The 22,849-nt window shown below is 72.2% G+C and carries 18 protein-coding genes; 8 read left to right on the top strand and 10 right to left on the bottom strand.

The genetic code is table 11. From position 1 onward, the window contains the following. Positions 1–63 precede the first annotated feature (63 nt). Entirely contained in the window at positions 64–234 is a 171-nt protein-coding gene (locus tag FS769_RS15975; RefSeq protein WP_144835152.1) for a DUF3117 domain-containing protein, read from the top strand. 316 nt (positions 235–550) lie between these two features. Here FS769_RS15975 and FS769_RS15965 read toward each other — a convergent pair whose 3' ends face one another. Then, entirely contained in the window at positions 551–1,189 is a 639-nt protein-coding gene (locus FS769_RS15965; RefSeq protein WP_144835150.1) for an O-methyltransferase, read from the bottom strand. A gap of 72 nt (positions 1,190–1,261) precedes the next feature. On the opposite strand from FS769_RS15965, the gene FS769_RS15960 reads away from it, so the two are divergent. After that, the gene (locus FS769_RS15960; protein WP_144835148.1) at positions 1,262–1,633 is read left to right on the top strand and encodes a Sec-independent protein translocase TatB; all 372 of its coding nucleotides are present in this window, start codon (positions 1,262–1,264) and stop codon (positions 1,631–1,633) included. A gap of 391 nt (positions 1,634–2,024) precedes the next feature. Here the strand turns inward: FS769_RS15960 and FS769_RS15955 are convergent, their stop codons facing one another. From FS769_RS15955 to FS769_RS15945, 3 genes are read right to left on the bottom strand one after another with little or no spacing between them, the layout of a single operon-like run. Then, positions 2,025–3,173, bottom strand: coding sequence for an Mrp/NBP35 family ATP-binding protein (locus FS769_RS15955; protein WP_144835146.1), 1,149 nt, complete (start codon positions 3,171–3,173; stop codon positions 2,025–2,027). After that, positions 3,170–3,766, bottom strand: coding sequence for a DUF1003 domain-containing protein (locus FS769_RS15950; protein ID WP_144835144.1), 597 nt, complete (start codon positions 3,764–3,766; stop codon positions 3,170–3,172). The genes FS769_RS15955 and FS769_RS15950 overlap by 4 nt, the downstream gene beginning before the upstream one ends. Next, positions 3,766–5,085, bottom strand: coding sequence for a magnesium transporter (locus FS769_RS15945; protein ID WP_144835142.1), 1,320 nt, complete (start codon positions 5,083–5,085; stop codon positions 3,766–3,768). The genes FS769_RS15950 and FS769_RS15945 overlap by 1 nt, the downstream gene beginning before the upstream one ends. A gap of 71 nt (positions 5,086–5,156) precedes the next feature. Here FS769_RS15945 and FS769_RS15940 point away from each other — a divergent pair, with 71 nt between their 5' ends. Further along, the gene (locus FS769_RS15940) at positions 5,157–5,972 is read left to right on the top strand and encodes a general stress protein (RefSeq protein ID WP_186325597.1); all 816 of its coding nucleotides are present in this window, start codon (positions 5,157–5,159) and stop codon (positions 5,970–5,972) included. Further along, the gene (locus FS769_RS15935; protein ID WP_260979792.1) at positions 5,969–6,655 is read left to right on the top strand and encodes an alpha/beta family hydrolase; all 687 of its coding nucleotides are present in this window, start codon (positions 5,969–5,971) and stop codon (positions 6,653–6,655) included. The genes FS769_RS15940 and FS769_RS15935 overlap by 4 nt, the downstream gene beginning before the upstream one ends. Positions 6,656–7,151: 496 nt before the next feature. On the opposite strand, the gene FS769_RS17145 is transcribed toward FS769_RS15935, so the two are convergent. The 3 genes from FS769_RS17145 to FS769_RS15915 all read right to left on the bottom strand — a co-directional run bounded on the left by FS769_RS17145 (position 7,152) and on the right by FS769_RS15915 (position 11,799). Further along, positions 7,152–9,215: a gamma-glutamyltransferase gene (locus tag FS769_RS17145; RefSeq protein ID WP_260979791.1), complete on the bottom strand. Its 2,064-nt coding sequence runs from the start codon at positions 9,213–9,215 to the stop codon at positions 7,152–7,154. Beyond that, positions 9,212–10,660 (bottom strand): aminopeptidase P family protein, encoded by a 1,449-nt coding sequence (locus tag FS769_RS15920; protein ID WP_144835141.1) that lies wholly within the window; start codon positions 10,658–10,660, stop codon positions 9,212–9,214. The genes FS769_RS17145 and FS769_RS15920 overlap by 4 nt, the downstream gene beginning before the upstream one ends. 107 nt (positions 10,661–10,767) lie before the next feature. Then, on the bottom strand, positions 10,768–11,799 hold the full coding sequence (locus FS769_RS15915; RefSeq protein ID WP_144835139.1) for an endonuclease/exonuclease/phosphatase family protein: 1,032 nt from the start codon (positions 11,797–11,799) through the stop codon (positions 10,768–10,770). Between the two features lie 229 nt (positions 11,800–12,028). Between FS769_RS15915 and FS769_RS15910 the strand changes: the two genes are divergently transcribed. Beyond that, positions 12,029–12,889, top strand: a complete 861-nt coding sequence (locus FS769_RS15910) for a PHP domain-containing protein (RefSeq protein WP_144835138.1) — start codon at positions 12,029–12,031, stop codon at positions 12,887–12,889. A gap of 108 nt (positions 12,890–12,997) precedes the next feature. Here the strand turns inward: FS769_RS15910 and FS769_RS15905 are convergent, their stop codons facing one another. Beyond that, on the bottom strand, positions 12,998–14,455 hold the full coding sequence (locus FS769_RS15905) for a DEAD/DEAH box helicase (RefSeq protein ID WP_144835136.1): 1,458 nt from the start codon (positions 14,453–14,455) through the stop codon (positions 12,998–13,000). 151 nt (positions 14,456–14,606) lie between these two features. Here FS769_RS15905 and FS769_RS15900 point away from each other — a divergent pair, with 151 nt between their 5' ends. Next, positions 14,607–15,323: a ferritin-like fold-containing protein gene (locus FS769_RS15900; RefSeq protein WP_144835134.1), complete on the top strand. Its 717-nt coding sequence runs from the start codon at positions 14,607–14,609 to the stop codon at positions 15,321–15,323. A gap of 159 nt (positions 15,324–15,482) precedes the next feature. On the opposite strand, the gene FS769_RS15895 is transcribed toward FS769_RS15900, so the two are convergent. Together FS769_RS15895 and FS769_RS15890 are read right to left on the bottom strand one after the other, a co-directional pair. Next, complete coding sequence (locus tag FS769_RS15895; protein ID WP_144835132.1) at positions 15,483–15,770, bottom strand: hypothetical protein; 288 nt, start codon at positions 15,768–15,770, stop codon at positions 15,483–15,485. Between the two features lie 10 nt (positions 15,771–15,780). Further along, positions 15,781–16,005, bottom strand: coding sequence for a DUF3107 domain-containing protein (locus FS769_RS15890; protein ID WP_144835131.1), 225 nt, complete (start codon positions 16,003–16,005; stop codon positions 15,781–15,783). A gap of 188 nt (positions 16,006–16,193) precedes the next feature. Here FS769_RS15890 and FS769_RS15885 point away from each other — a divergent pair, with 188 nt between their 5' ends. Next, positions 16,194–19,394, top strand: coding sequence for an ATP-dependent DNA helicase (locus FS769_RS15885; RefSeq protein ID WP_144835129.1), 3,201 nt, complete (start codon positions 16,194–16,196; stop codon positions 19,392–19,394). Beyond that, entirely contained in the window at positions 19,391–22,678 is a 3,288-nt protein-coding gene (locus FS769_RS15880) for an ATP-dependent DNA helicase (protein ID WP_144835127.1), read from the top strand. Before FS769_RS15885 ends, FS769_RS15880 begins: the two co-directional genes overlap by 4 nt. Positions 22,679–22,849: the final 171 nt, after the last annotated feature.

Below are 22,849 nucleotides of genomic sequence, written 5' to 3'. Positions count from 1 at the left end.
CGCATCGCCCTGTGCGTTACCCGATAAACTGAGTGCAAGACCAACGAGGAAAAGGGGGCCGCGATGGCAGCCATGAAGCCGCGTACCGGCGACGGACCGATGGAGGCCGTGAAGGAGGGCCGGTTGATCATCGTGCGCGTGCCGCTCGAGGGCGGTGGGCGACTCGTCGTCTCGGTGAATGACGCCGAAGCGAAAGAGCTCTACGACGTGCTCGGTGGTGTCGTCTCCGCCTGACGATCATCCGTTCGCGAAGGCCGGTCCCCTCGGGGGCCGGCCTTCGTCGTTCCCGGCGCAACCCAGATCCCTGAGCTTGTCGAAGGGCCCGGCGCAACCCAGGTCCCTGAGCCTGTCGAAGGGCCCGGCGCAACCCAGGTCCCTGAGCTTGTCGAAGGGCCCGGCGCAACCCAGGTCCCTGAGCCTGTCGAAGGGCCCGGTACCCGACGCAACCCAGGTCCCTGAGCCTGTCGAAGGGCCCGGTACCCGACGGGACGCCTCGGCCGGGCCGGGGCTCGGAAGACTCAGAATCCGGATGCCATGGCATCCGGACCCATCACACCTCGCTGGGTCGCGTGGTGAGCTGCAAGAGGCCTTCGCCGGTGGTCGACAGGGCGCCGATGACCGCGGGGGAGGACTGCACCTCTTGGATGAGCGAGCGGTAGGCCGTGGTGATCGCGTCGCGACGCACCGGGTCGGCGACCGCGCCGTGCGACATGACGCCCGGGATGAGCACGGTTCCGCCGGCGCGCACGAGACGCAGGCCGTGCTCGACGTACTCGATGACGCCCTCGGGGTCGGCGTCGATGAAGACGATGTCGTACGACGCCTCGTTCATGCGAGGGAGGACATCGGATGCCCGGCCGGTGATGAATCGTGCGCGAGCGGGGGCGATGCGCGCATCGGCGAAAGCCTGACGGGCGGCGCCGAGGTGCTCGGGCTCGCTGTCGATCGTCGTGATCGTGGCGCGCGGCGAGCCGTGCATGAGCCACAGGCCCGAGACACCGCCGCCGGTGCCGACCTCGACGATGTTGAGGGCACGCGATGCCGCCGACAGCACGGCCGTCTGCGCGCCGATCGCGGGGCTGATGGGCGCAGCGCCGAGCTCGAGTGCGTGGGCCCGGGCGCGAGCGATGTGCTCGGGCTCGACCGTCGACTCTTGCACGAACCGCTCGTTCGCCTCATGACCGCTCACGTGGACCTCCTTCTCTCAGGCTAGACGGCCGGGGGTGCCTCGACCTCCAGGCGCGGCCGGTAATCTGGACGCATGTTCTTCGGCCTCACGATCGAGAAGCTGATGCTGATCGGCGTGATCGCCGCCCTGCTCGTCGGCCCCGAGCGACTTCCGCGGTACGCCGAGGCGCTCGCGAAGTTCACCAAGCGCGCGAAAGAGACCCTGCAGGGTGCCCGCACGCGCATGCGCGACGAGATGGGCCCCGAGTTCGACGACGTCGACTGGAAGAAGCTCGACCCGCGCCAGTACGACCCGCGCCGCATCATCCGCGAGGCGCTGCTCGACGACACCCCCACCGCGACCATGCGCGCGGCCGGTGCCGCCGCCCTCGCGGCCCGCGAGAAGCCCGACACGACGCCGTTCGTGGCCGGCGAGCGGCCCCCGTTCGACGACGAAGCCACCTGACGCGGGGGGTTGCGGAGGTCCCTGAGCTTGTCGAAGGGACCGGGCCTGCGTGGGGCTCCGGTGGCGGAGGTCCCTGAGCCTGTCGAAGGGACCGGGCCTGCGCGGGTTGCGGTGGCTTCGACAGGCTCAGCCACCTGGGTTGCGGAGGTCCCTGAGCTTGTCGAAGGGACCGGGCGTGCGCGGGGCGTCGGTGGCTTCGACAGGCTCAGCCACCTTGTGCCGGGTCTGCGCGGGTTGCGGTGGCTTCGACAAGCTCAGCCGCCTTGTGCCGGGCCTGCGCGCGGGTTGCGGTGGCTTCGACAGGCTCAGCCACCTTATGCCGGGGCTGCGCGGAGCTCCGGTGGCTTCGCCAGGCTCAGCCACGTGCCGCCCCAGCCCCTCGGGCGCCGCGTCAGACGTTCAGACGAAGCGGCTTGCCCGAAAGACCGCGGGGACGCACGGCCAGCGCGGCCGCGGCAGCGTCGATCGCGCGAGCGGCCGGGTCGTCGGGATCGGCGAGCACGACCGGGCGGCCGTCGTCGCCACCGGTGCGCAGCGCGGTGCTGAGGGGAACGGATGCCAGCAGCGGCACCTCGACGCCCTCGCTCGAGAGCGCGCGGGCCACCTCTGCTCCGCCGCCGGAGCCGAACAGGTCGAGCACGGTGCCGTCGGGGAGGGTCAGCGCGGCCATGTTCTCGATGACGCCGATGGGGCGCTGCCCGGTCTGACGGGCGACGAGTCCCGAGCGCACGGCGACCTCGGCCGCCGCGGCCTGGGGCGTGGTGACGACGAGCACGTCGGCGTGGGGGAGCAGCTGGCCCACCGAGATCGCGACGTCGCCAGTGCCGGGCGGCATGTCGAGCAGCAGCACGTCGAGGTCGCCGAAGAACACGTCGGTGAGGAACTGCTGCACGGTGCGGTGCAGCATGGGTCCGCGCCACGCGACCGCTCCGGCCGCTTCTTCACCGGGTCGGCGCAGGAACATCCCGATCGAGATGACCTTCACGCCGTAGGCGACCGGCGGGAGGATCAGGTCGTCGAGCTTGGTCGGCGCGGGCGGCAGCCCGTCGGCGTCGACGAGGCCGAGCAGACCCGGGATCGAGAACCCGTGCACGTCGGCGTCGATCAGACCCACGCGCAACCCGCGGGCGGCGAGGGCGACGGCGAGGTTCGCGGTGACGGTCGACTTGCCGACCCCGCCCTTGCCGCTGGTCACGGCGATCACGCGGGTGAGCGAGTCGGGGCCGAAGGGCATCTCGCGCTTCGCCCGTCCGCCGCGGAGCTTCTCGGTCAGCGCCTTGCGCTCGTCGGGTGACATCACACCGACCCGTACGTCGACCGCGTCGATGCCGTCGACCGACGCCGCGGCATCCGCCACGTCTCTTTCGATGCGGTCGGCGGCCGGGCATCCGACGATCGTCAGGGCGATGCCCACCTCGGCCGTGGTGCCCGAGACGGTGATCTCGCGCAGCATATCGAGCTCGCCGAGCGGACGCCGCAGCTCCGGATCGGTGACCGCGGCGACGGCGGAACGGACCCGCTCGGAGAGATCGACGCTCACGAGCCGGGCCGCGCGGGCTCGGAGTGCGTGCCCCGGCGCAGGTCTGCGCGCCCGGCATCCGCACGTCCGGAGTCCGCCCGCGGTGCGTCGTCGTCGGCGTCGAGACGCTCGAGCGCCGCCCGGAGTTCGGCGCGCAGCGAGTCTTTCGTGATGACCTCGTCGGTCAGATCGCGCACGGCCATGCGCAGCGCCACGATCTCGCGGGCCAGATACTCGGTGTCGGCGAGGTTGCGCTCGGCGCGCTGACGGTCCTGCTCGATCTGCACGCGGTCGCGGTCGTCCTGACGGTTCTGCGCGAGCAGGATCAGGGGAGCGGCGTACGACGCCTGCAGAGAGAGCACGAGGGTCAGGGCGGTGAAGCCGATCGCGGCGGAGTCGAAGCGCAACTCGTCGGGGGCCAGTGAGTTCCACCCCATCCACACCACGCAGAACAGCGTCAGCGACAGCAGGAAGGTGGGCGTGCCCATCGCGCGGGCGACCCACTCGGTGAAGCGGCCGAAGCGGTCACGAGAGGGCTGCGGCGCCCGCGGGGCGAGAACGCCGGTGCGGCCGCGGGGCGCATCGAGGGCGGGGGTGCGGTTGTTGCGTGCCATCAGCGCCTCCTCGGGGTCTGGGGAATCTGGGTCGGAATGCTCTGCGTATGCGAGGGCCGGATCGTCGTCTTGGGTTTCGGATCATCGCCGTCGTGCGTGCGCCAGTCATCGGGCAGCAGGTAGTCGAGCACGTCGTCAACGCTCACGCAGCCGACGAGGCGGTGCGCCTGATCGACGACCGGGAGCGACACGAGGTTGTAGCTCGCGAGCAGGCGCGCGACCTCGGCGGCCGTGGCGTCGGCGGGCACCGGCTCGAGGGTGTCGTCGATGATCGCGCCGAGGCGCTCGTGCGGGGGATAGCGCAGCATCCGCTGGAAGTGCACGGTGCCCAGCAGGCGCCCGGTGGGCGTCTCGTACGGCGGGAGGGTGATGAACACGGATGCCGCGAGCGCGGGGTGCAGCTCGTGCCGGCGGATCAGCGCGAGGGCCTCGGCCACCGTGGCATCGGCCGACAGCACGATGGGCTCCGGCGTCATGAGGCCACCGGCGGTGTCGGGGCCGTACTGCAGCAGGGCGCGCACGTCGTCGGCCTCTTCGGGCTCCATGAGCTCGAGCAGTTGCTCGGAACGCGACTCGGGCAGCTGACCGAGAAGGTCGGCCGCGTCGTCGGGCTCCATGGCGTCGAGGATGTCGGCGGCGCGCTCGTCGCCGAGCTGCTCGAGGATGTGCACCTGCTCGTCTTCGGGCATCTCTTCGAGGGCGTCGGCGAGGCGGTCGTCGCTGAGCTCTTCGGCGACCTCGATGAGGCGCTCTTCGGGCAGGTCGAGCAGGGTGTTCGCGAGGTCGGCCGGCTTGAGCTCGGAGTAGGTCGCCACCAGCTGCTCGGCCGACTGGGCCTCACCGGGGGCCTGGTTCTCGCGCACCTCGGTCCACGCGGCGAAGGTCGTCGCGCCCTTGGCGAAGGGCGACGCGCTCGTGCGGGGGCGGCGCAGGAACAGCTGCCCCACGTCCCACTCGCCGAGGCGGTTGCGCTCGATCGCGACGTCTTCGATGACCGCGGTGCCCGAGCCGTCGACGAGGCGCACGCGGCGACCGAGCATCTCGGCCATCACCCGCACCTCACCGCCGCGCTGCTGGAAGCGGCGCACGTTGATGAGGCCCGTCGTGATGACCTGGCCCGACTGGATCGAGGTGACGCGTCCGATGGACACGAACACATGTCGACGGCCGGGGATCTCGACGACGAGGCCCACGACGCGCGGCGCCGCCGACGCGCGGTAGATCACCACGACGTCGCGCACCTTGCCCAGACGGTCTCCCGCTGGGTCGAACACCGTGCAGCCCGCCAAGCGGGCGACGAAAACCCTCTGCGTGCTCACCGGTACAGCGTAGTCCGCGCCTCGTCCGCAACACCTCGGGAACGGTCAGGCGCGCGTGACAGGATGGTGAAATGAGTATGTTCGCGCAGCGTCCGGGGGCCGGACGCGACGAGGTCGGCGACAAGATCGCCTCGTTCCCCACCTACGAGCAGGCGCAGAAGGCGGTCTCGTCGCTGATCGCCGGCGAGGTGCCCGCGCGCGACATCGTGATCGTCGGATCGGGCCTGCGCTCGATCGAACGCATCACCGGCAAGCTCGGCTACGCCACCGCCGCCCGCTCGGGTGCGCTCAACGGCCTCATGCTCGGTCTGCTCTTCGCCTTCATCTTCGTGCTGGGCACGCCCACGGTGCAGATCTCGGCCTTCATCGGCGTGCTGCTCGTCGGCATGGCGCTCGGCATGCTGCTGAGCCTCGGTACGTACTCGATCGTGCGCCGCCGCCGCGACTTCGCTTCGGTCATGCAGGTCGCCGCCGACCACTACGACGTGTGCGTCGCGTCCAGCAGCGCGCAGAAGGCCCGCGGGATCGTCGGGCCGACCGGCGCGGGTCAGCGCACCGTGGTCTCGCGTCCGACGTCGACGGATGCCGCTCCGCCCCAGTACGGCGAGCGCGTAACCCCCGGCTCGCATGCCCCGTCGGCTCCTCCGCGTCCGCCCGTGCCCTCGTCGACTCCCACGCACGACGACGAGCCCCCGCGCTACGGCGAGCGGATCTCGCCCAAGCCCCCGGTGACGCAGCCGCGCCCGAACGAGCCGCGGGCTGATGAGCCGCGGGCCGATGCTCCCCGGGCTGACGAGCCGGGGGCTGACGAGCCGCGGGCCGATGAGTCGCACGGCGAGCAGCTCCGTGAGGCCGCACCCGGCGGCTCCCACCCGACCGAGCGGTGAGTTCCGAGGCCGCTCCGGTCGCCGAGCCTGTCCGCATCCCCGTCGCCCTGCCCGCCGGGGCGACGGAGGTGTCGGGCCTGTGGTCGGTGGCATCCGGAACCGATGCCGTGGTCGCCCTCGCCCACGGTGCCGGTGCGGGTATGAACCACCCGTTCCTCGCGGGTCTCGCCGATGCGCTGGCCGCCTCGGGAGTCTCGGTGCTGCGCTTCGTCTTCCCCTATGTCGAGGCGGGGAGACGCATGCCCGGCCCCGCGCCGCACGCGGTGGCGACGTGGGCCGGCGTCGAGGCCTGGCTCGCCTCGACCGCCCCGGGGCCGTACGCGGCCGTGGGCAAGTCGTACGGCGGGCGCATGGCATCCGTCGCCACGGCGGAGGGCGTGATCGCCCCCGCCGGTCTCGCCTACCTCGGGTACCCGCTTCACCCGCCAGGGCGGCCCGACAAGCCGCGCCGCGAGCATCTGCCCGCCATCGCCGTTCCGCAGCTGTTCGTCGAGGGCGAGAACGACCCGTTCATCGATCCGCGCGCGCAGTTCGATGAGGTCGTGACCTCGTGCCAGAACGCGACGGTGCACTGGATCGTCGGCGGCAACCACTCGTTCGAGGTGAAGGGCGCGCGGCGGCCCGCCGACGAGATCGGCGCGGCGCTCGCTCCGGTGGTCGCGGAGTTCGCGCGCTCGCTCTGACGCTGTGGGCGTCGGGGATCCGCCGCGGCGGGCGTAACGCAGGAGTTCCGGCGTCGGCGCAGTGCACAGCTCCTGCAGTTTCGCGCCGGGACGGCTGCGGGGGCCGCTGGTGCGTCGAAATCTCCGGAGTTGTGTCCGGGTCGCGGCGTCCCTGCCGGGTGCCGGGGAGGATCGCAGCTGCAGGCGTCAGTGCCCCGCCGCGTAGCCGAGCGCCCCGCGGAAGTCTCGCCGGCGTGAACGCAACGCAGGAGATTCGGCGCCGGCGCGGTGCACAACTCCTGCAATTCCGTGGCGGAGAAGGCGCGGACGCCTCGGGTGCGCCGGAATCTCCGGAGTTGTGTCCGGGGAGCGTCGCCCCTGTGGGCCGCGTCGCCCCGTCCGCCCGGCTCTGCCCCTGACGCCGTCCGGCGCCGCGCCGCGTCGCGCCCGTCCGGCGCCGCGTCGCGTCGCGCCCCTCCGCCGCAGGGTCCCCCCGCCGCGTCAGCGCCCCTCCGCGTCAGCGGCCGGCCGCGTAGCCCTGCGCCCCGCGGGGGTTCGCCGCGGCCCACAGCGCGCCGTCGGCTCCGCGCCCGACGGCGGTGACACGGCCGAGGGCCCAGTCGCCCGCCCGGCGCACGCGATGCCCGCGCTCCTCGAGAGCCTCGATGACCTGCTCGCCCAGCCGGTCCTCGACGGCCACCCCGGCGGGCACCCACGTGCGCGGCCAGAACGAGTCGATGAGCGCGGTGATGTTGAGGTTCGGCGCGTCGATCGCCTGCTGCGCGCTGTATTCGCCGACGAGCATGCGCAGCAGCACCGTCAGCTGCCACTGGTCCTGCTGGTCGCCGCCGGGGGAGCCGATCGCGATCACCTCGTCGCCGCGCGACACCAGCGTCGGGGTCAGCGTGGTGCGCGGGCGGCGCCCGGGAGTGAGCGATGCCGGGTGCCCCGGCACGAGCCACGTGGCCTGCAGGCGCGTTCCCAGGCAGAAGCCCAGTGACGGCACGGTCGGCGACGACTGCAGCCAGCCGCCCGACGGGGTCGCCGACACGACGTTGCCCCAGCGGTCGATCACGTCGAGGTGGCACGTGTCGCCGCGGGTCTGCCCTGATCGGTCGACCGTGGGCTCTCCGGTCGAGCCGTCGGTGCTGGCGTGGTCGGTGCGCAGCGGCGGGAGCACCGGGTCGCGGCCTTCGGGGGATCCCGGATGCCACTCGGCCGAAGCCTCGCGCCCGATCAAGGTCCGCCGGGCGGCGATGTAGTCGTCGGCGAGCAGCGCGTCGATGTCGACGGCTCCGCCCGCGTCGCCGAACCACGCGTCGCGATCGGCGTAGGCGAGCTTCTGCGCCTCGAGCAGCAGGTGCGCTCCCTCGACCGACGACGGGTCGAGGTCGTCGGCGTCCTCGATCAGCCGAAGAGTGTGCAGCAGAGCGGGTCCCTGGGTCCAGGTTCCGGCCTTGAAGACGTCCCATCCGCGGAAACTCGTCGACACGGCGGGCTCGAACGACGCGCGCCAGGTCGTCAGATCGTCGGCATCCAGGATGCCGGGATGATCGGCGCCGTCGGCGTGCCGGTGGGGCTGCGCGATGAAGGCCGCGGCCTCGGGCAGCACCGTGGTCATCCAGTGCTCGCGTGCCGCGTCGATCCGCGCGGCACGGTCGTCGCGTAGCGCGCGCTCGCGCTGCGCGGGTTCCGTCTGCGCGCGATCCGCCAGCGCCCGGTCCGCCTGCCCCCGGTCCGCCTGCGCGTCGCTGCCCAGCACCCGGTCCGTCGGCGCGTGATCCGTCTGCGCTCGGTCGTCGCCCCGCGCTCGCTCCGCCTGCTCCCGGTCCCATTGCGCTCGTTCCGCCTGCGCGTCGCCGCCCCGCGCCCAGTCCGCCTGCGCGTCGCCGCCCCGTGCCCGGCCCGCCGGCGAATCATCCGCCTGCGCGTGATCCGCCCGCGCCCACTCGCCCCGCGCCCCCGCCGCGACGAGTCCGTCGAGCACGTCGGCGTACGCCGGGTTACGCACCAGCGAGTCGGCAGCGGGAGGCTCACCCTCCGGCATCCATCGCTCTGCCGAGGTCGGCCAGTGGTCGCGGAACAGCTCGGCGACCCGGGCGATCGTCGCCGCCGCCCCCGCTACGAGCGGGTGCCCGTCGCGGGCGTATCCGGTCGCGTAGGCGAGCACGTCGGCGAGCTCCCAGGTGCCGTGATCGCGCAGCAGCAGGAGCCACGCGTCGACGGCTCCCGGCACGGCGGCGGCGAGACCTCCCGCTCCGGGCACGAGGTCGAGGCCACGGCTGCGGAAGTGCTCGATCGTCGCGCGCGCCGGCGCCGGGCCCTGGCCCATGAGCACGACGGGTTCCGCCGCGCCCGCGGGCCGGATGAGGGCGACGAGGTCGCCCCCGGGGCCGTTCAGGTGCGGCTCGACGACGTGCAGCACGAAGGCCGCGGCGACCGCCGCGTCGAACGCGTTGCCGCCGCGCTCGAGCACGGACTGCGCCGTGGCGGTCGCCGTCCAGTGCGTCGAGGCCGACATGCCGAACGTGCCCCGCAGGGTCGGCCGGGTGGTGAACGATGCCGCCGGCGCGAACGTCATCGCTTGAGCCGGGCGATCCACTCCTCGACCTCGTCGGCCGTGCGCGGAATGCCGGCCGAGAGGTTGACGGGTCCGTCGCCGGTCATCACGATGTCGTCCTCGATGCGCGCGCCGATACCGCGGTACTCCTCGGGAACCGTGAGGTCGTCGATCTGGAAGTACAGGCCGGGCTCGATCGTGAAGACCATGCCGGGCTCGAGCAGCCCGTCGTAGTACATGTCGCGCCGCGCCTGTGCGCAGTCGTGCACGTCGATGCCGAGGTGGTGGCTCGTGCCGTGCACCATGTAGCGGCGGTGCTGGCCGCCGTTGTCGGCATCGAGCGCCTCTTCGGCGGTGACGGGCAGCAGACCCCACTCGGCGACGCGCGCGGCGATGACCTCCATCGCGGCCTCGTGCAGGCGGCGGAACGGCACGCCCACCTTGGCCGCGGCGAACGAGGCGTCGGCCGCCTCGCGCACGGTCTCGTAGATGCGGCGCTGGATGTCGGTGAAGGTGCCCGACACCGGCAGCGTGCGGGTGATGTCGGCGGTGTAGAGGCTGTCGACCTCGACGCCCGCGTCGAGCAGGATCAGATCGCCCGGCTTGACGGGTCCGTCGTTGCGCGTCCAGTGCAGGTAGCAGGCGTGCGGGCCCGAGGCGGCGATGGTGTCGTAGCCGACGCTGTTGCCGTCGCTGCGCGCGCGCTGGTGGAACACGCCCTCGACGATGCGCTCACCGCGCGGGTGTTCGATGATGCGGGGGAGCTCGGCGATCACGTCGTCGAATCCACGGCCGGTGACCTCGACGGCGAGGGCCATCTGAGCCAGCTCGTACTCGTCCTTCACCAGGCGCAGCTCCGAGACGAAGCGCGTCAGCTGGTCGTCTTCGCCGACGGTGCGGTCGTCGTCGCCGGCGGTGAAGTCCGACAGGTGTGCGGTGGCCAGGCCCAGGTCGGCGGCCACGCCGTCGAGCGCGGGGCGCGGACCGATCCAGAACTCGCCGATCGAGGCATCCGAGTAGAACTCCGACGTCGTGCGGTCGGCACGCTCGCGGAAGTACAGCACGGCCTCGTGTCCCTCGTCGCGCGGCTCGAAGACGAGCAGGGCGTCGGGCTCGGCGTCACTGCCCCAGCCGGTGAGGTGCGAGAAGGCCGAGTGGGCGCGGAAGGGGTAGTCGCAGTCGTTGCTGCGCTGCTTCAGGCCGCCCGCGGGGATCACGAGACGCTGGCCGGGGAAAGCCGCCGAGACCTTCGCGCGTCGGCGCGCCGTCCACGACGCCTGCTCGCGCGGCTCCGGGAAGGCGGCGGGGTGCTCGGCCCAGCCGGTCGAGATCGTGTCGAGGAAGCCGCGGGGGAACGGCGCCTTGCGATTGCTGGGGGCGTCGAGCTTCTGCTCTTCGGCCTGGGGCTCGGCGGTCGTGGCGTCGGCGGTCTGCGTGGCGGTGTCGGTGGAGGAGGGGGCGTCCATCGTTCCAGTCTCGCACCGCCGCGCGCGTTGTGCACGGATGCGCGGCCGTGGTGAGAACGCGGCGCCGGGCGGGTGGCATCCGGAGCCTCGTGCGAGGGCGGGTCGCTTCAGCCGCCGGTGCGCTCGAGCTGCACGACGATCGGCCGGTGATCGCTGCCCGAGCCGTCGAGAGTCCGCATGACGACGGAGCCCGACACGGTCCAATCGGGGGTGGCCATCACGTGGTCGATGGGCGCGCCCAGCAGGGCCGGGGCGTTCGTGGGCCAGGTGCCGACGCCGCCGTTTCCGCTGTCGGATGCCGTGTCGTGGCAGCGACCGAGGGTGCCGCCGTCGACGCCCATTCCGGTCATGTGGTCGAGCGTGGCGTTGAAGTCACCGGCGAGGATGACGTTGTCGCTCGCGCACTGATCCGCCAGCCACTGCAGGTCGCTGCGCCACTGCGTCATGTACTCCTCGCGGGGAGCGACGGCGTGGGCGGCGACGATGATCGGTCCGTCGCCCGAGACGGGCATGGCGACGGCGCTCGGCACGGTCGAGGTGTTGCTCGAGCCGTCGAGCGACGACTGGATCACCGAATAGTCGCCCAGCTCGGGCTTGATGAGCACGGTGGTGGAGGTGGCATCCCACCCGGTGATGCCGTACTCGCCGTACTCGGCGTGGTGCGCCCACATCGGCTGCCCCATGTCGCGCATCAGCTTCGCGACTTCGGCGCCGGTGTCGATGGTCGTCTCGGGCAGGGTCACCACGTCGGCCTGCATGCCGACGGCGAACTGCGCGATCGACTCGGCCGAGGTCGCCGAGCCCGCGGTGTTCCAGGTCATGACGCGCAGGCTCGTGTCGGTCTTGGCCGGCAGCGTCTCGGTGCCGAGACCGCGCTGACTCAGCAGGGCGACGTTGACGCCGCCCGAGATGCCGAAGATCAGCGCCAGCACGAGCGCGAGGGCGCGGATCGGCCGGATGAGCGCGAACAGCAGCATCAGCAGGGTCGCGGCCAGCAGTGCGGCGGCGATCGGGGCGCGGAACGAGATGATCTGCGCGAGCGGGAAAGTGCGCTCGAGCCCGAACGCGGAGGGCCACGTCAGCACAGCGGCGCCCGCCGCGAAGGCGAGCGCGACCAGGAGACCGAGCAATCGACGCACGCACCCGACCATAGGTGAGCCGTCTGAGAGATCGGCGGATGCCGCCCGGGTGGCACCTGCGCGCGGGGCGCCGTGCGGTGTGCGCCGGGGGGTTTGGGGCGAATTCCGCAGGGTTGGGGCGCGACATATCCGCCCCGACCTGCAGAACCTGCCCCGAACCGCGCCGCTCGCCCGTCCCGCGCCGCTCGCTTGTCCCGCGCACGGAGGGCCGGCGCGATACGCTCGACGGGTGCCGCAGCATCGTCGATTCGAAGGACCGACCGACCTGCACCTGCACTCGTCGCACTCCGACGGCACCGAGCCCCCGGCCGAGGTCATGGCCGCGGCGCACCGGCACGGTCTTCACACCGCGGCGCTCACCGACCACGACACGACGTCGGGCTGGGCCGAGGCGGCCGAGGCCGCCACCTCTCTCGGTATGACGTTCGTGCCGGGCATGGAACTGTCGGCCCGACACCGCTGGCGCAGCGTGCACCTGCTCGCGTACCTCGTCGATCCCGACGACGCCGACCTGCGGGCGATGACCGATCGCATCCGTTCGTCGCGCCTGGACCGCGCGCAGATCATGGCCGAGCGCATCTCGCACGACTACGACATCGCGTGGGACGACATCGTCGCCCAGACCACAGACGGCGCGACGGTCGGCCGCCCGCACATCGCCGACGCGCTCGTCGCCCGGGGCATCGTGGTGGATCGGACCGAGGCGTTCGCGAGCATCCTCCACCCGTCGGGCGACTACTACGTTGCGTTGTACGCACCCGATCCCGTCACGGCAGTGGAGCTCGTCGTCGGCGCGGGCGGGGTGCCGATCATCGCCCACCCGGCCGGCCGCGCCCTGCTCCCCGACAGCGTGCTGACGGCGATGCTCGATGCGGGCCTCGCCGGCTTCGAGCTGCACCACCGCGAGAACCTTTCCGAGCCCACGGCGCTGCTCGCCGACCTCGCCGCCGAGCGCGACCTCATCGTGACGGGGTCGAGCGACTACCACGGTCTCGGCAAGCCCAACATGCCGGGCGAGAACACCACGGCCGACGACATGGTCGCGCGCATCTTCGCCCTCGGCCGCGGCACGGCGCCGGTCTTCCCCTAGGCGGCGGCGATCCCGGCGTGATCGAGATCCCGGATGCCGGGACCCCGGCGCCACGCGAAACGGCGCCGACCCCGCGGTGGGGATCGGCGCCGTGTCAGCGTGCGTCGCTCAGGAGACGGGGGCCGTCGGGGCGCCCGACGAACCGCCGCTGCGGCGGCGACGGCGACGACGCGGAGCCGCGTTGCCGTCGTGGTGCTCCTTGCCCGCACCGTCGTGCGTGCCGCCGCCGCCCTCGGAGCGGTCGGCTGCACCGGCGTCGGTCGAGGTCGCGCCGCCCGTCGCCGAGTCGCCACGGCGGCGACGACGCGGACCGCGGGAGCCCTCGGCATCCGGAGTCTCGTTCTTTCTCTCGACCTGCTTGGGCGCGACGGCCTTCGGCGCGGTCACGAGGCGACCCTTGGTGCCCTCGGGGATGTCGAGGTCGGTGTAGAGGTGCGGGCTCGACGAGTAGGTCTCGGTGGGCTCGGGCTGGCCGAACTCGAGGGCGCGGTTGATGAGCGCCCACTTGTGCAGGTCGTCCCAGTCGACGAACGTGACCGCGATACCGGTCTTGCCGGCACGGCCGGTGCGACCCGCGCGGTGCAGGTACGTCTTCTCATCGTCGGGGATCGTGTGGTTGATCACGTGGGTGACGTCGTTCACGTCGATACCGCGGGCGGCGACGTCGGTCGCGATCAGCACGTCCTTCTTGCCGGCCTTGAACGCGGCCATCGAGCGCTCGCGCGCTTCCTGGCTCATGTCGCCGTGCACGGCGGCGGCGTTGAAGCCGCGGTCGCCGAGCTCATCCACGAGCTTCTGGGCGGCGCGCTTGGTGCGCGTGAAGATGACGGCCTTCTCGCGGCCCTCCGACTGGAGGATGCGGGCGATGACCTCGTCTTTGTCGAGCGAGTGCGCGCGGTAGACGAGGTGCTTGATGTTCGCCTGGGTGAGGCCCTCGTCGGGGTCGTTGGCGCGCATGTGGATGGGGTTCGACATGAAGCGGCGGGCGAGCGCGACGATCGGTCCGGGCATCGTCGCCGAGAAAAGCTGCGTGTGACGCACCGGCGGGACCTTGGAGAAGATCTTCTCGATGTCGGCGAGGAAGCCGAGGTCGAGCATCTTGTCGGCCTCGTCGAGCACGACCTCGGTCGCGTGCGACAGGTCGAGCAGGCGCTGGTTGGCGAGGTCGATGAGGCGACCGGGGGTTCCGACGACGATCTGCGCGCCGGCCTTGAGCTGGTCGATCTGACCCTCGTACGCCTTGCCGCCGTAGATGGCGACGACGCTGGTGGGGCGGTTCGAGGTCAGCATGTCCATGTCTTCGTACACCTGCACCGCGAGCTCGCGGGTGGGGACCACGATGAGAGCCTTCACGCCGGGCTCGGGGTTCGGTCCGAGGCGCTGCACGACGGGGATGCCGAAGCCGAAGGTCTTTCCGGTACCCGTCTTGGCCTGGCCGATGATGTCCTGGCCGGGAAGGCCGAGGGGGATCGTCTGCTCCTGGATGGGGAAGGCATCGATGATGCCCTTGGTCGCGAGGGCGTCGACGATGTCCTGGTCGACGCCGAGATCGGCGAAAGTCGTCATAGTGCGTGCCTGTTCCGGCGGCGAGAGACCGCCTGGGGGAGTCGTATCCACGCCGTCACTCGTCCACAGGCGCGGGGTCCCGATCCATCGCCGGGACTCCTCCACTCTACCCGGCGTGTCTCGCGGGCCCCCGACGCCTAGGCTGTGGTCTGTGTTCGAGTGGTTCCGTCGTCGTCAGCGCCCGGTGGGCCGCACGCTGCAGTTGCGCTCGCGCGGAGACCTCGGCGAGGCCATGCGGGTCGACTTCGCGGAGCTCGCTCCCGAGGTCGAGACCTTCCTCGGACAGGCGGCCTATCTGCAGCTCGGTTTCTTCGAGACGCTGAGCGAGCTGATCGCGCTGACGCCCGAGCTCGCCGAGAAGGAGTCGCTGTCGCGCGCGGCCGGCGCGGCGCTGATCAAGCATCAGGAGCTCGTCGCGGTGATCCGCGAGCGCGGGGCCGACCCGACGCAGCTGATGCTGCCCTTCCGCGAGTCGCTCGACGCGTTCCGCCGCAACACGCACGGCATCCGCCCGCAGGAGACCATGCTCACCGTGCACATCACGGCGGGCATGCTCGACGACTTCTACCTCGCACTGTCGTCGAGCTACGGAGACACCGGCCGTCGCGTCGCGCGCATCCTGCAGGCCGACGACGACCGTCAGGCGATCGTCGACATCCTCGGCCAGACGATCGAGAGCGACGAGGAGTGGCGTTGGCTGCTCGCGCTGTGGGGCCGTCGACTCGTCGGAGACACGCTGCTCGTCGCCCGCGCCGCGCTGCGCCACGGCCACCTCGACAGCGCCGAAGAAGCCAAGGTCGAGCCCGTCTTCAGCGAACTGATGGGTGCACACGCACGGCGAATGGATGCCATGGGGCTCGCGGCCTGAGATCTGGGTGGCTCTGTTGGGCGGGGGTGTGAACCCGTATAGCGGCTCGGGAACACTTCCCGTGACGGCAGGGCGCCAACTCCGCAGCAGGTTCGGCGCCGTTCGGGCGCCGGTCTCGTAGCCGGTCGCTCAGGCCCCGCGGCGGGGGCTTGCGTCAGGTCAGGCGCCCAGGCGCACGCGGTCGGCTTCGTCGCGGGTCAGGCGAGCGCGGCTGACGAGGGTGACGAGCACGAAGCTCGTGAGCGCCGGCGCGAGCACGGCAACGATCCACAAGATCGGGGAGTCGACGCCCAGACCCGCCCAGGTGAGCGCCGTCCAGACGACGGCCGCGGCGGCGGCCCCGGCGAGGGGCGCGAGCGCAACTCCACGCAAGGAGCGGTGCGGCAACGCGACGTGCGCCGCGAGGCCGACGACCGCTCCGAGGATCACACCGAGCAGGATCTGCACGGTCGTGGGATCAGGCGACGAAGCCGACGCGGCGCGACTCTTCGGTGCCGAGCTCGACGAAGGCCAGGTTGGCGGTGGGGACGAGGTAGGAGTTGCCCTTCACGTCGGTGAAGGAGACGTGGCTGGCCGAGTTGTCGAGAGCGGCGGCCACGGCCGACTTGACGGCATCGGAGCTCTCGTTCGTCTCGAAGTTGAGCTCGCGGCCGGTGTTGGTGATGCCGATGCGGATCTCCACGATGCGTCCTTTCCCCGCGGGCCGCGGTCGGCCCGGCGCGTGATTCGACTCTAGGGCAGGGTTCCGACACCGCGTCCCGGAGCGGGCCCCGCTTCGCGGACGGCGAACGCGCGGATGCTCGGGGCCGTTCCCGGCGGCCTCCGGGCGTCGCGCGACCCGATGTCGGAGGTCGCGTTTAGCGTGGAGACATGCAGATCCCGGATGCCGCTGAGCTCGACGCCTCCGCCGTCGACGGGCACGCGCTCGACGACGATCAGCGGGCAGTCGCGGGGTGGGCCCCCGAGACGAGCGGCGTCGTGGTGGGGGCGCCGGGGTCGGGCAAGACGACGGCTCTGCTGGCGCGGGCGCGCAAGCTCGTGGCATCCGGAATCGACCCCGACCACCTGCTCGTGCTCACGCCCACGCGACCGGCGGCGACGGCCCTGCGCGACCGGCTCGCGCTCGCGGTCGGCCAGGCCACCGCCGGTGCGCTCGCGCGGTCGCTGGCGTCGTTCGCCTTCCAGCTCGTGCGCGGAGCCGAGGTGCGCCGCGGGGGCGAGCCGCCGCAGTTGCTCACCGGCGGCGACGAAGACCAGATCATCCGCGACCTGCTCGACGGCGACGCCCTCGACGAGGCCGAGGGGCACTCGCGCTGGCCCGCCTGGCTCTGGTCGGCGATCCGCGCGACTCGCGGCTTCCGCGGCGACCTGCGCGCGTTCCTCGCGGAGTGCACCGATCTCGGCGTCACCTCGGCCGACCTCGCCGAGCTCGCCAGGCAGCACGAGCTCCCCGTCTGGGCCTCGCTCGCGTCGTTCGCCGACGAGTACCGCGCGGTGCGCGCGGCCATGCGCGGTGCGCATCGCGACGCGGCCGACCTGGCGCGCGAGGCCGTCGCGGTGCTCGACGAAGCGCTCGTCGATCGCGACCTGCTCGGCCGTTTCGCCTCGCTGAAGTGCGTGCTGGTCGACGACGCGCAAGAGCTCACCTCGGGCGGAATCGACCTGCTGCGGGCCTGTCGGGCCCTCGGCATCGGAGTCGTGGCCTTCGGCGACCCTGACGTGGGGTCGGGGGCATTCCGGGGCGCGACCCCCGAGAACTTCGCCCGGCTGGCGCGCGAACTCGGCACCACGGCGGCGCTCGGCACTCCGCATCGCGGTACCGCCGAACAGGTCGACCTCGTGCGCCAGGTCGCGTCGCGGATCGGCGCGGCCGGGGTCGTCGCGCATCGCCGGGCGCCGCTCGGCGCGCCGGTCGAGGGCTCGGTGCGCACCTACCTGTTGCGTTCGCCCGCCGAAGAGGCCGACGCCATCGCCCGTCTGCTGCGCGAGCGTCACGTGCTCGACGGCGTGCCGTGGGGTCGCTGCGCCGTGATCGCCCACGATTCGCGACAGGTCGCCACGCTCGAGGCCGAGCTTTCGGCGCGCGAGGTGCCGGCTCGGGCCAGCGGTCCGGGTCTCGCACTCGGCGTGCAGCGTCCCGTGCGCGATTTGGTCGCTCTGGTCGAGCTCGGCATGCGCGACCCCGACGAGTGGGCTCCCGAGCAGGTGGTCGACGCACTCCTCGGCACGTTCGGCGGGCTCGACCCCATCGAGCTCCGGCGCCTGCGCACGGCGCTGCGTCACGACGAGGTCGGGGCCGGGGGAGTCCGCTCCGCCACCGAACTGCTGGTCTCGGGAGTGCGATTCCCGCTCGAGCTCGAGACCATCGACTCGCGCGAGGCGCGGCGGGCGATGCGGCTGGGCGAGACGCTGACCGCGCTCCGGGCCCAGGCCCTGCAGCGCGCGACGGCGCACGAACTGCTCTGGACGGCCTGGGAGCGCAGCGCGCTCGCCCGCACCTGGCGCGAGGCAGCCCGCGGTCACGGGCCCGTGGCCGAGCAGGCCGACCGCGACCTCGATGCGATCGTGGCGCTGTTCCAGGCGGCCAAGCGCTTCACCGAGCGCGAGCCCGACGGCGAGGCGTCGGTGTTCCTTCGCGGGGTGCTCGACAGCGACGTGGCCGAAGACCGCATCGAACAGCCCGCGGTCGTCGACACCGTGCGCGTGCTGACGCCGGCCGCTGCCGCGGGAACCGACTTCGACACCGTCGTGGTCGCCGGTGTCCAAGAGGGTGTGTGGCCCAACACGCGCCTGCGCGGCGGGCTGCTCGAGACCTGGCGTCTGGCCGACGCCGTGCAGCACCCCGATCTGCCGGCCGCCGGCATGCTCGATCGGCGCCGCGCCGCGATGCACGACGAGCTGCGGCTGTTCGTCCGCGCGATCAGTCGCGCCGACGCTCGGCTCATCGTCACCGCGGTCGACGACGACGACACCGGCCCCAGCGTGTTGTTCGAGATGTTGCCGGCGCCCGAGCCCGCGGCATCCATCCCCGAGCACCCGCTGTCGCTGCGCGGACTCGTCGCGCGCCACCGCCGCTCGCTGACTACCGCGCGCGTTCCCGCGCCCGAGCGCACGCACGCCGCCGGTCAGCTGGCGCTGCTGGCCGCCGCCGGAGTCGCCGGTGCCGCCCCCGAGCAGTGGTACGGCGTCGTGGCACCGAGCTCGTCGGCCCCGCTGCGCGACCTCACGCGCGAAGACGTCCGCGTTTCGCCTTCGCGCCTCCACGCGCTCGAAGAGTGCCAGCTCGACTGGGTGATCGCCGACCTCGGCGGCGACCGCGGTGGCACGACCGCCGGCATCGGCACGATCATCCACGCGGCACTCGAGACCGCGGCCTCGTCGTCCGAAGAAGACCTGTGGGCCGTCGTCGACGAGCGCTGGGGCGAGCTGGTGTTCGACGCCGCGTGGCGCGAGAAGGCCGAGCGCACGCGTGCCCGCGACCTCGTGCGACGCCTCGCGACCTACCTGCGGCGCTTCGACGACGCCGGCGGTCGACTCGTGGGCGCCGAGCGGCACTTCGAGGTGCCGATCCCGATCCCGGATGCCGGCGGGCAGCACGCCGACGGCGTCGACGACGGCGCGGCCGTGCCCGACGGCGCCACCGTGCACGGCGCCGTGCTCAGCGGTGACATCGACCGCGTCGAGGTGACCCCGGCCGGAGAGGTCGTGATCGTCGACCTCAAGACGGGCAAGAACGAGCCGCAGACCGACCTCAAGGTCGCCGACAATCCGCAGCTAGCCGCCTACCAATTGGCGTTCTCGTCGGGGGCGATCGAGCAGGTCGAGGGGCTTCCCTCCGGCGGGGCCAAGCTCCTCGTGCTGCGCCCGAGCGCGGCGAAGAAGGACTACGCCGAGCCGACGCAGCCGCCGTTCGACGACACCCAGCGCGAGGAGTTCGTCGGGCGCGTGCAGCGCGCGGTCGACGTCATGCGCGGCACGAGCTTCGCGGCACCGTATGAGGTGCACTGCCGCGACGAGTTCTCGTACGGGCTCTGCCGCATCCACACGGTCTCGGCGGTGAGCGCGTCGTGACCACGTTGTCCGCCGCGACGATCGCGGCCGCCCTCGGCCAGTTCCCCCCGACCCTCGAGCAGACGGCCGTCATCGAGGCGCCGCTGGAGCCTGCCCTCGTCGTCGCCGGTGCCGGCAGCGGCAAGACCGAGACCATGGCCGGACGCGTGGTGTGGCTGGTCGCCAACGGGCTGGTCCGCCGCGACGAGGTGCTGGGCCTGACCTTCACGCGCAAGGCCGCCGGTGAACTGGCCGAGCGCATCCATCGGCGTCTGCAGCGTCTGTCGGAATTCGAAGCCCGGGGGCTCCTGCCCGCACTTCCCGCCCTGCACGAGGCGGGACGCCTCGCGGTGTTCGCCGAGCTCGCGCAGCTCGAGGGCGCGAGCGCCGACGCCGCGCGTCGCGAAGCCCTCGACATGCTGACCGCCGAGGTCGGCGCAGGAGAGAGCACGCCCGACGACGGCGACCAGTTGTTGCACCGCCCGACGGTGTCGACTTACAACAGCTTCGCCGACGCCATCGTGCGCGAGCACGGCCTGCGCATCGGGCGCGACGCCGAATCGGCGGTGCTGTCCGAATCGGCAGCGTGGCTGTTGATGCGGCGCGTGGTGTTTGCCTCCGACGACCCGCGTCTCGAAGAACGCCAGGAGTCCCCGCGGACGCTCATCGACGCCGCGCTGCGGATCGCACGCGACGGTGTCGACAACCTCGTCGACCTCGATCGACTCGCCGCCTTCCCCGAGGAGTTCGCGCGCATCACCGAACGCCCCTCGACCACCGCGCGGGTGAGCGTCTACAAAGAGGTCGGCGACGCCGCGGCGAAGGTCTCGGCGCTGTCGCTGCTCTCGGCCCTCGCGGCCGACTACAACCGCGAGAAGGCGCGCTTGGGCGTCATGGACTTCGCCGACCAGGTCGCGGGAGCCCTGCAGATTGCGACCGAGCACCCGGCCGTCGTCGCCGAGCTGCGCGCGCGGTACCGCGTGGTGCTGCTCGACGAATACCAAGACACCTCGGTCGTGCAGACCGACCTGCTCTCCACGCTGTTCGGCGGCACGGGCGTCATGGCGGTGGGCGACCCCCACCAGGCCATCTACGCCTGGCGCGGGGCGAGCGCCGGCAACCTCGGCGGCTTCCCCGCCGCGTTCGCTCCCGAGGGCGGATGCCGCCAGTTCGCCCTGCTGACCAGCTGGCGCAACAGCGACCGGGTGCTCGACGCCGCCAACGCGGTGCTCGCCCCGCTCGCCGATCGGGCGGCCGTCGCGGTCGAGGAGCTGCGCTCTCGTCCCGGTGCGCCCCAGGGCGTGGTCGAGATCGTGTTCGAGAACGACCTCGATGCCGAGGCCGATCGCGTGGCGTCGTGGTTCGCCGGAGTCCGCGCCGCGCGCGCCGCCCAGGGCAAGGCGACCACCGGAGCCGTGCTGTTCCGCAGCAAGAAGCACATGGTCCGCTTCGGCGATGCGCTCGGACGCCGCGGCATCCCGCACCGCATCCTCGGACTCGGCGGTCTGCTCACCACCCCCGAGGTCGTCGACGTGGTGTCGACCCTGCGGGTGATCAGCGATCCCGAGGCCGGGTCAGCCCTGATCCGCCTGCTGTCCGGGCCACGCTGGGCCGTCGGACTCGCCGACCTGCGGGCCCTCGCGCAGCTCGCCCGTCGGCTCGCCACCCACGACGTGGCGCTGCAGCCGCTGGGGGCCGAGGTCATCGACCGCCTCCGCTCGACACCCGGGGCCGACCGTGCCTCGCTCGTCGACGCCCTCGACTTCATCGCCCGGCAGACCGACGGCCACGGCTGGCTCACCGACTTCACCCCCGAGGGGCGCGCGCGGTTGCGCGAGGCCGGTGCGGTGTTCGCGTCGCTGCGGCGCAGCGTGGGGGCGCCGATCCCCGAGTTGATCCGCCTGATCGAGGCTGAGCTGCGTCTCGATATCGAGCTCGCGGCGAACGAGTCGCGCGGCCCCGCGCGCATCGCGTCGGCCCAGTTGCGCGCGTTCGTCGACGAGATCCGCGGGTTCCTCGCCGCCGATGAGTCGGGGTCGGTCGCAAGCCTGCTCGCCTGGCTCGACCACGCCGAACAGGCCGACGAGTTCGCCCCGCGCACCGAGCCGCCCGAAGACGACGTCGTTCAGCTGCTGACGATCCACGGGTCTAAGGGCCTCGAGTGGGACGCGGTGGCCGTGGTCCGCCTCGTCACCGACGAGTTGCCGTCGCTCCCGCGTGACACCAAGGGGTGGTTGGGCTTCGGCATCCTGCCCTCGGAGTTCCGCGGCGATTCCGCGTGGCTGCCGGTCTTCGGCTGGCGCGGAGCCGAGACGCAGCAAGACCTGAAGGCGGCGATCGACGCCTTCGTCGCCGACAACCGCGCCCGCCAGCTCGACGAAGACCGCCGTCTCGCCTACGTCGCCTTCACCCGCGCGCGCGATCTGCTGATGCTGTCGGGGTCCAGCTGGTCGGGGACCAAGAAGCCTCGACGCCCCAGCGTGTTCCTCGACGAAGCGGCCGAGGCGCTCGCGATCGATCTCGAGGTGTCCGAGCCCGGAGACGACCCCTACGACGGCGAACGTCGGCTGCTGCACTGGCCGCTCGATCCGCTGGGGGCGCGACGCACCGCGGTGTCGGCCGCGGCGTCCGCCGTCGCCGCCGCGCGGGACGAACCGGCGGCGGCACCCGATGATGACCTCGAACTGCTGCTCGCCGAGCGGGCCGATCGGCTGCGTCCGACGCACGCGCCCGCCCCGACGCGCATCCCGGCGTCGCGGTTCAAAGACTTCGTCGCCGACTACAGCGGCACGGTCGAAGACCTGCGACGCCCCATGCCCGAGCGCCCCTACCGGCAGACGCGCCTCGGCACCCTCTTCCACGCGTGGGTCGAGCAGCGCTCGGGCCTAGTGGGGGCTGGCGTCGGGCTCGACGACGACGGCCTGTGGGATGACGACGACGTCGTGGAGGCATCGGCGGCGGATGCCGTGGAACTCCAGCGACTGCGCGAGTGCTTCGAACGGTCGGAATGGGCCGGCCTCCGGCCGCTCGAGGTCGAGACCGAGATCGACTTCGTCACCACGCGTCTCGACGGACGCGAGCATGTCGTCATCTGCAAGCTCGACGCCGTCTACCGACGCGGCGATCGCTACGAGATCGTCGACTGGAAGACCGGTCGACCGCCGTCGTCCGAGGCTGAGCGTCGGTCGCGCATGCTGCAGCTCGAGCTGTACCGCGACGCGTACCACGCGAAGCACGGGATCGACATCGACCTGATCGACGTCGCGCTGTTCTACGTCGGCGACGAGTTGGTGCTGCGCGGCTGAGGTGCTCCGGCGATGGTCGGTGCACTATCACGACGTCGCTTCGGGCCGTGGTGCCCGGTGACCGGGTGAATCATCAGCCTGGAACGGTGTCGCGCGAAGGGCGACGAGGCACGACGCTCAAACGCGCGCGCACGAGACGCCCGACGGTTCAGCGCTCACCGGGTGACGTCG

This window comes from Microbacterium sp. BH-3-3-3 (assembly GCF_007679045.1).
GTDB lineage: Bacteria > Actinomycetota > Actinomycetes > Actinomycetales > Microbacteriaceae > Microbacterium > Microbacterium algihabitans.
Note: the sequence above shows the minus strand (reverse complement) of the source record. Positions and strands in the feature narration are given on the sequence as shown.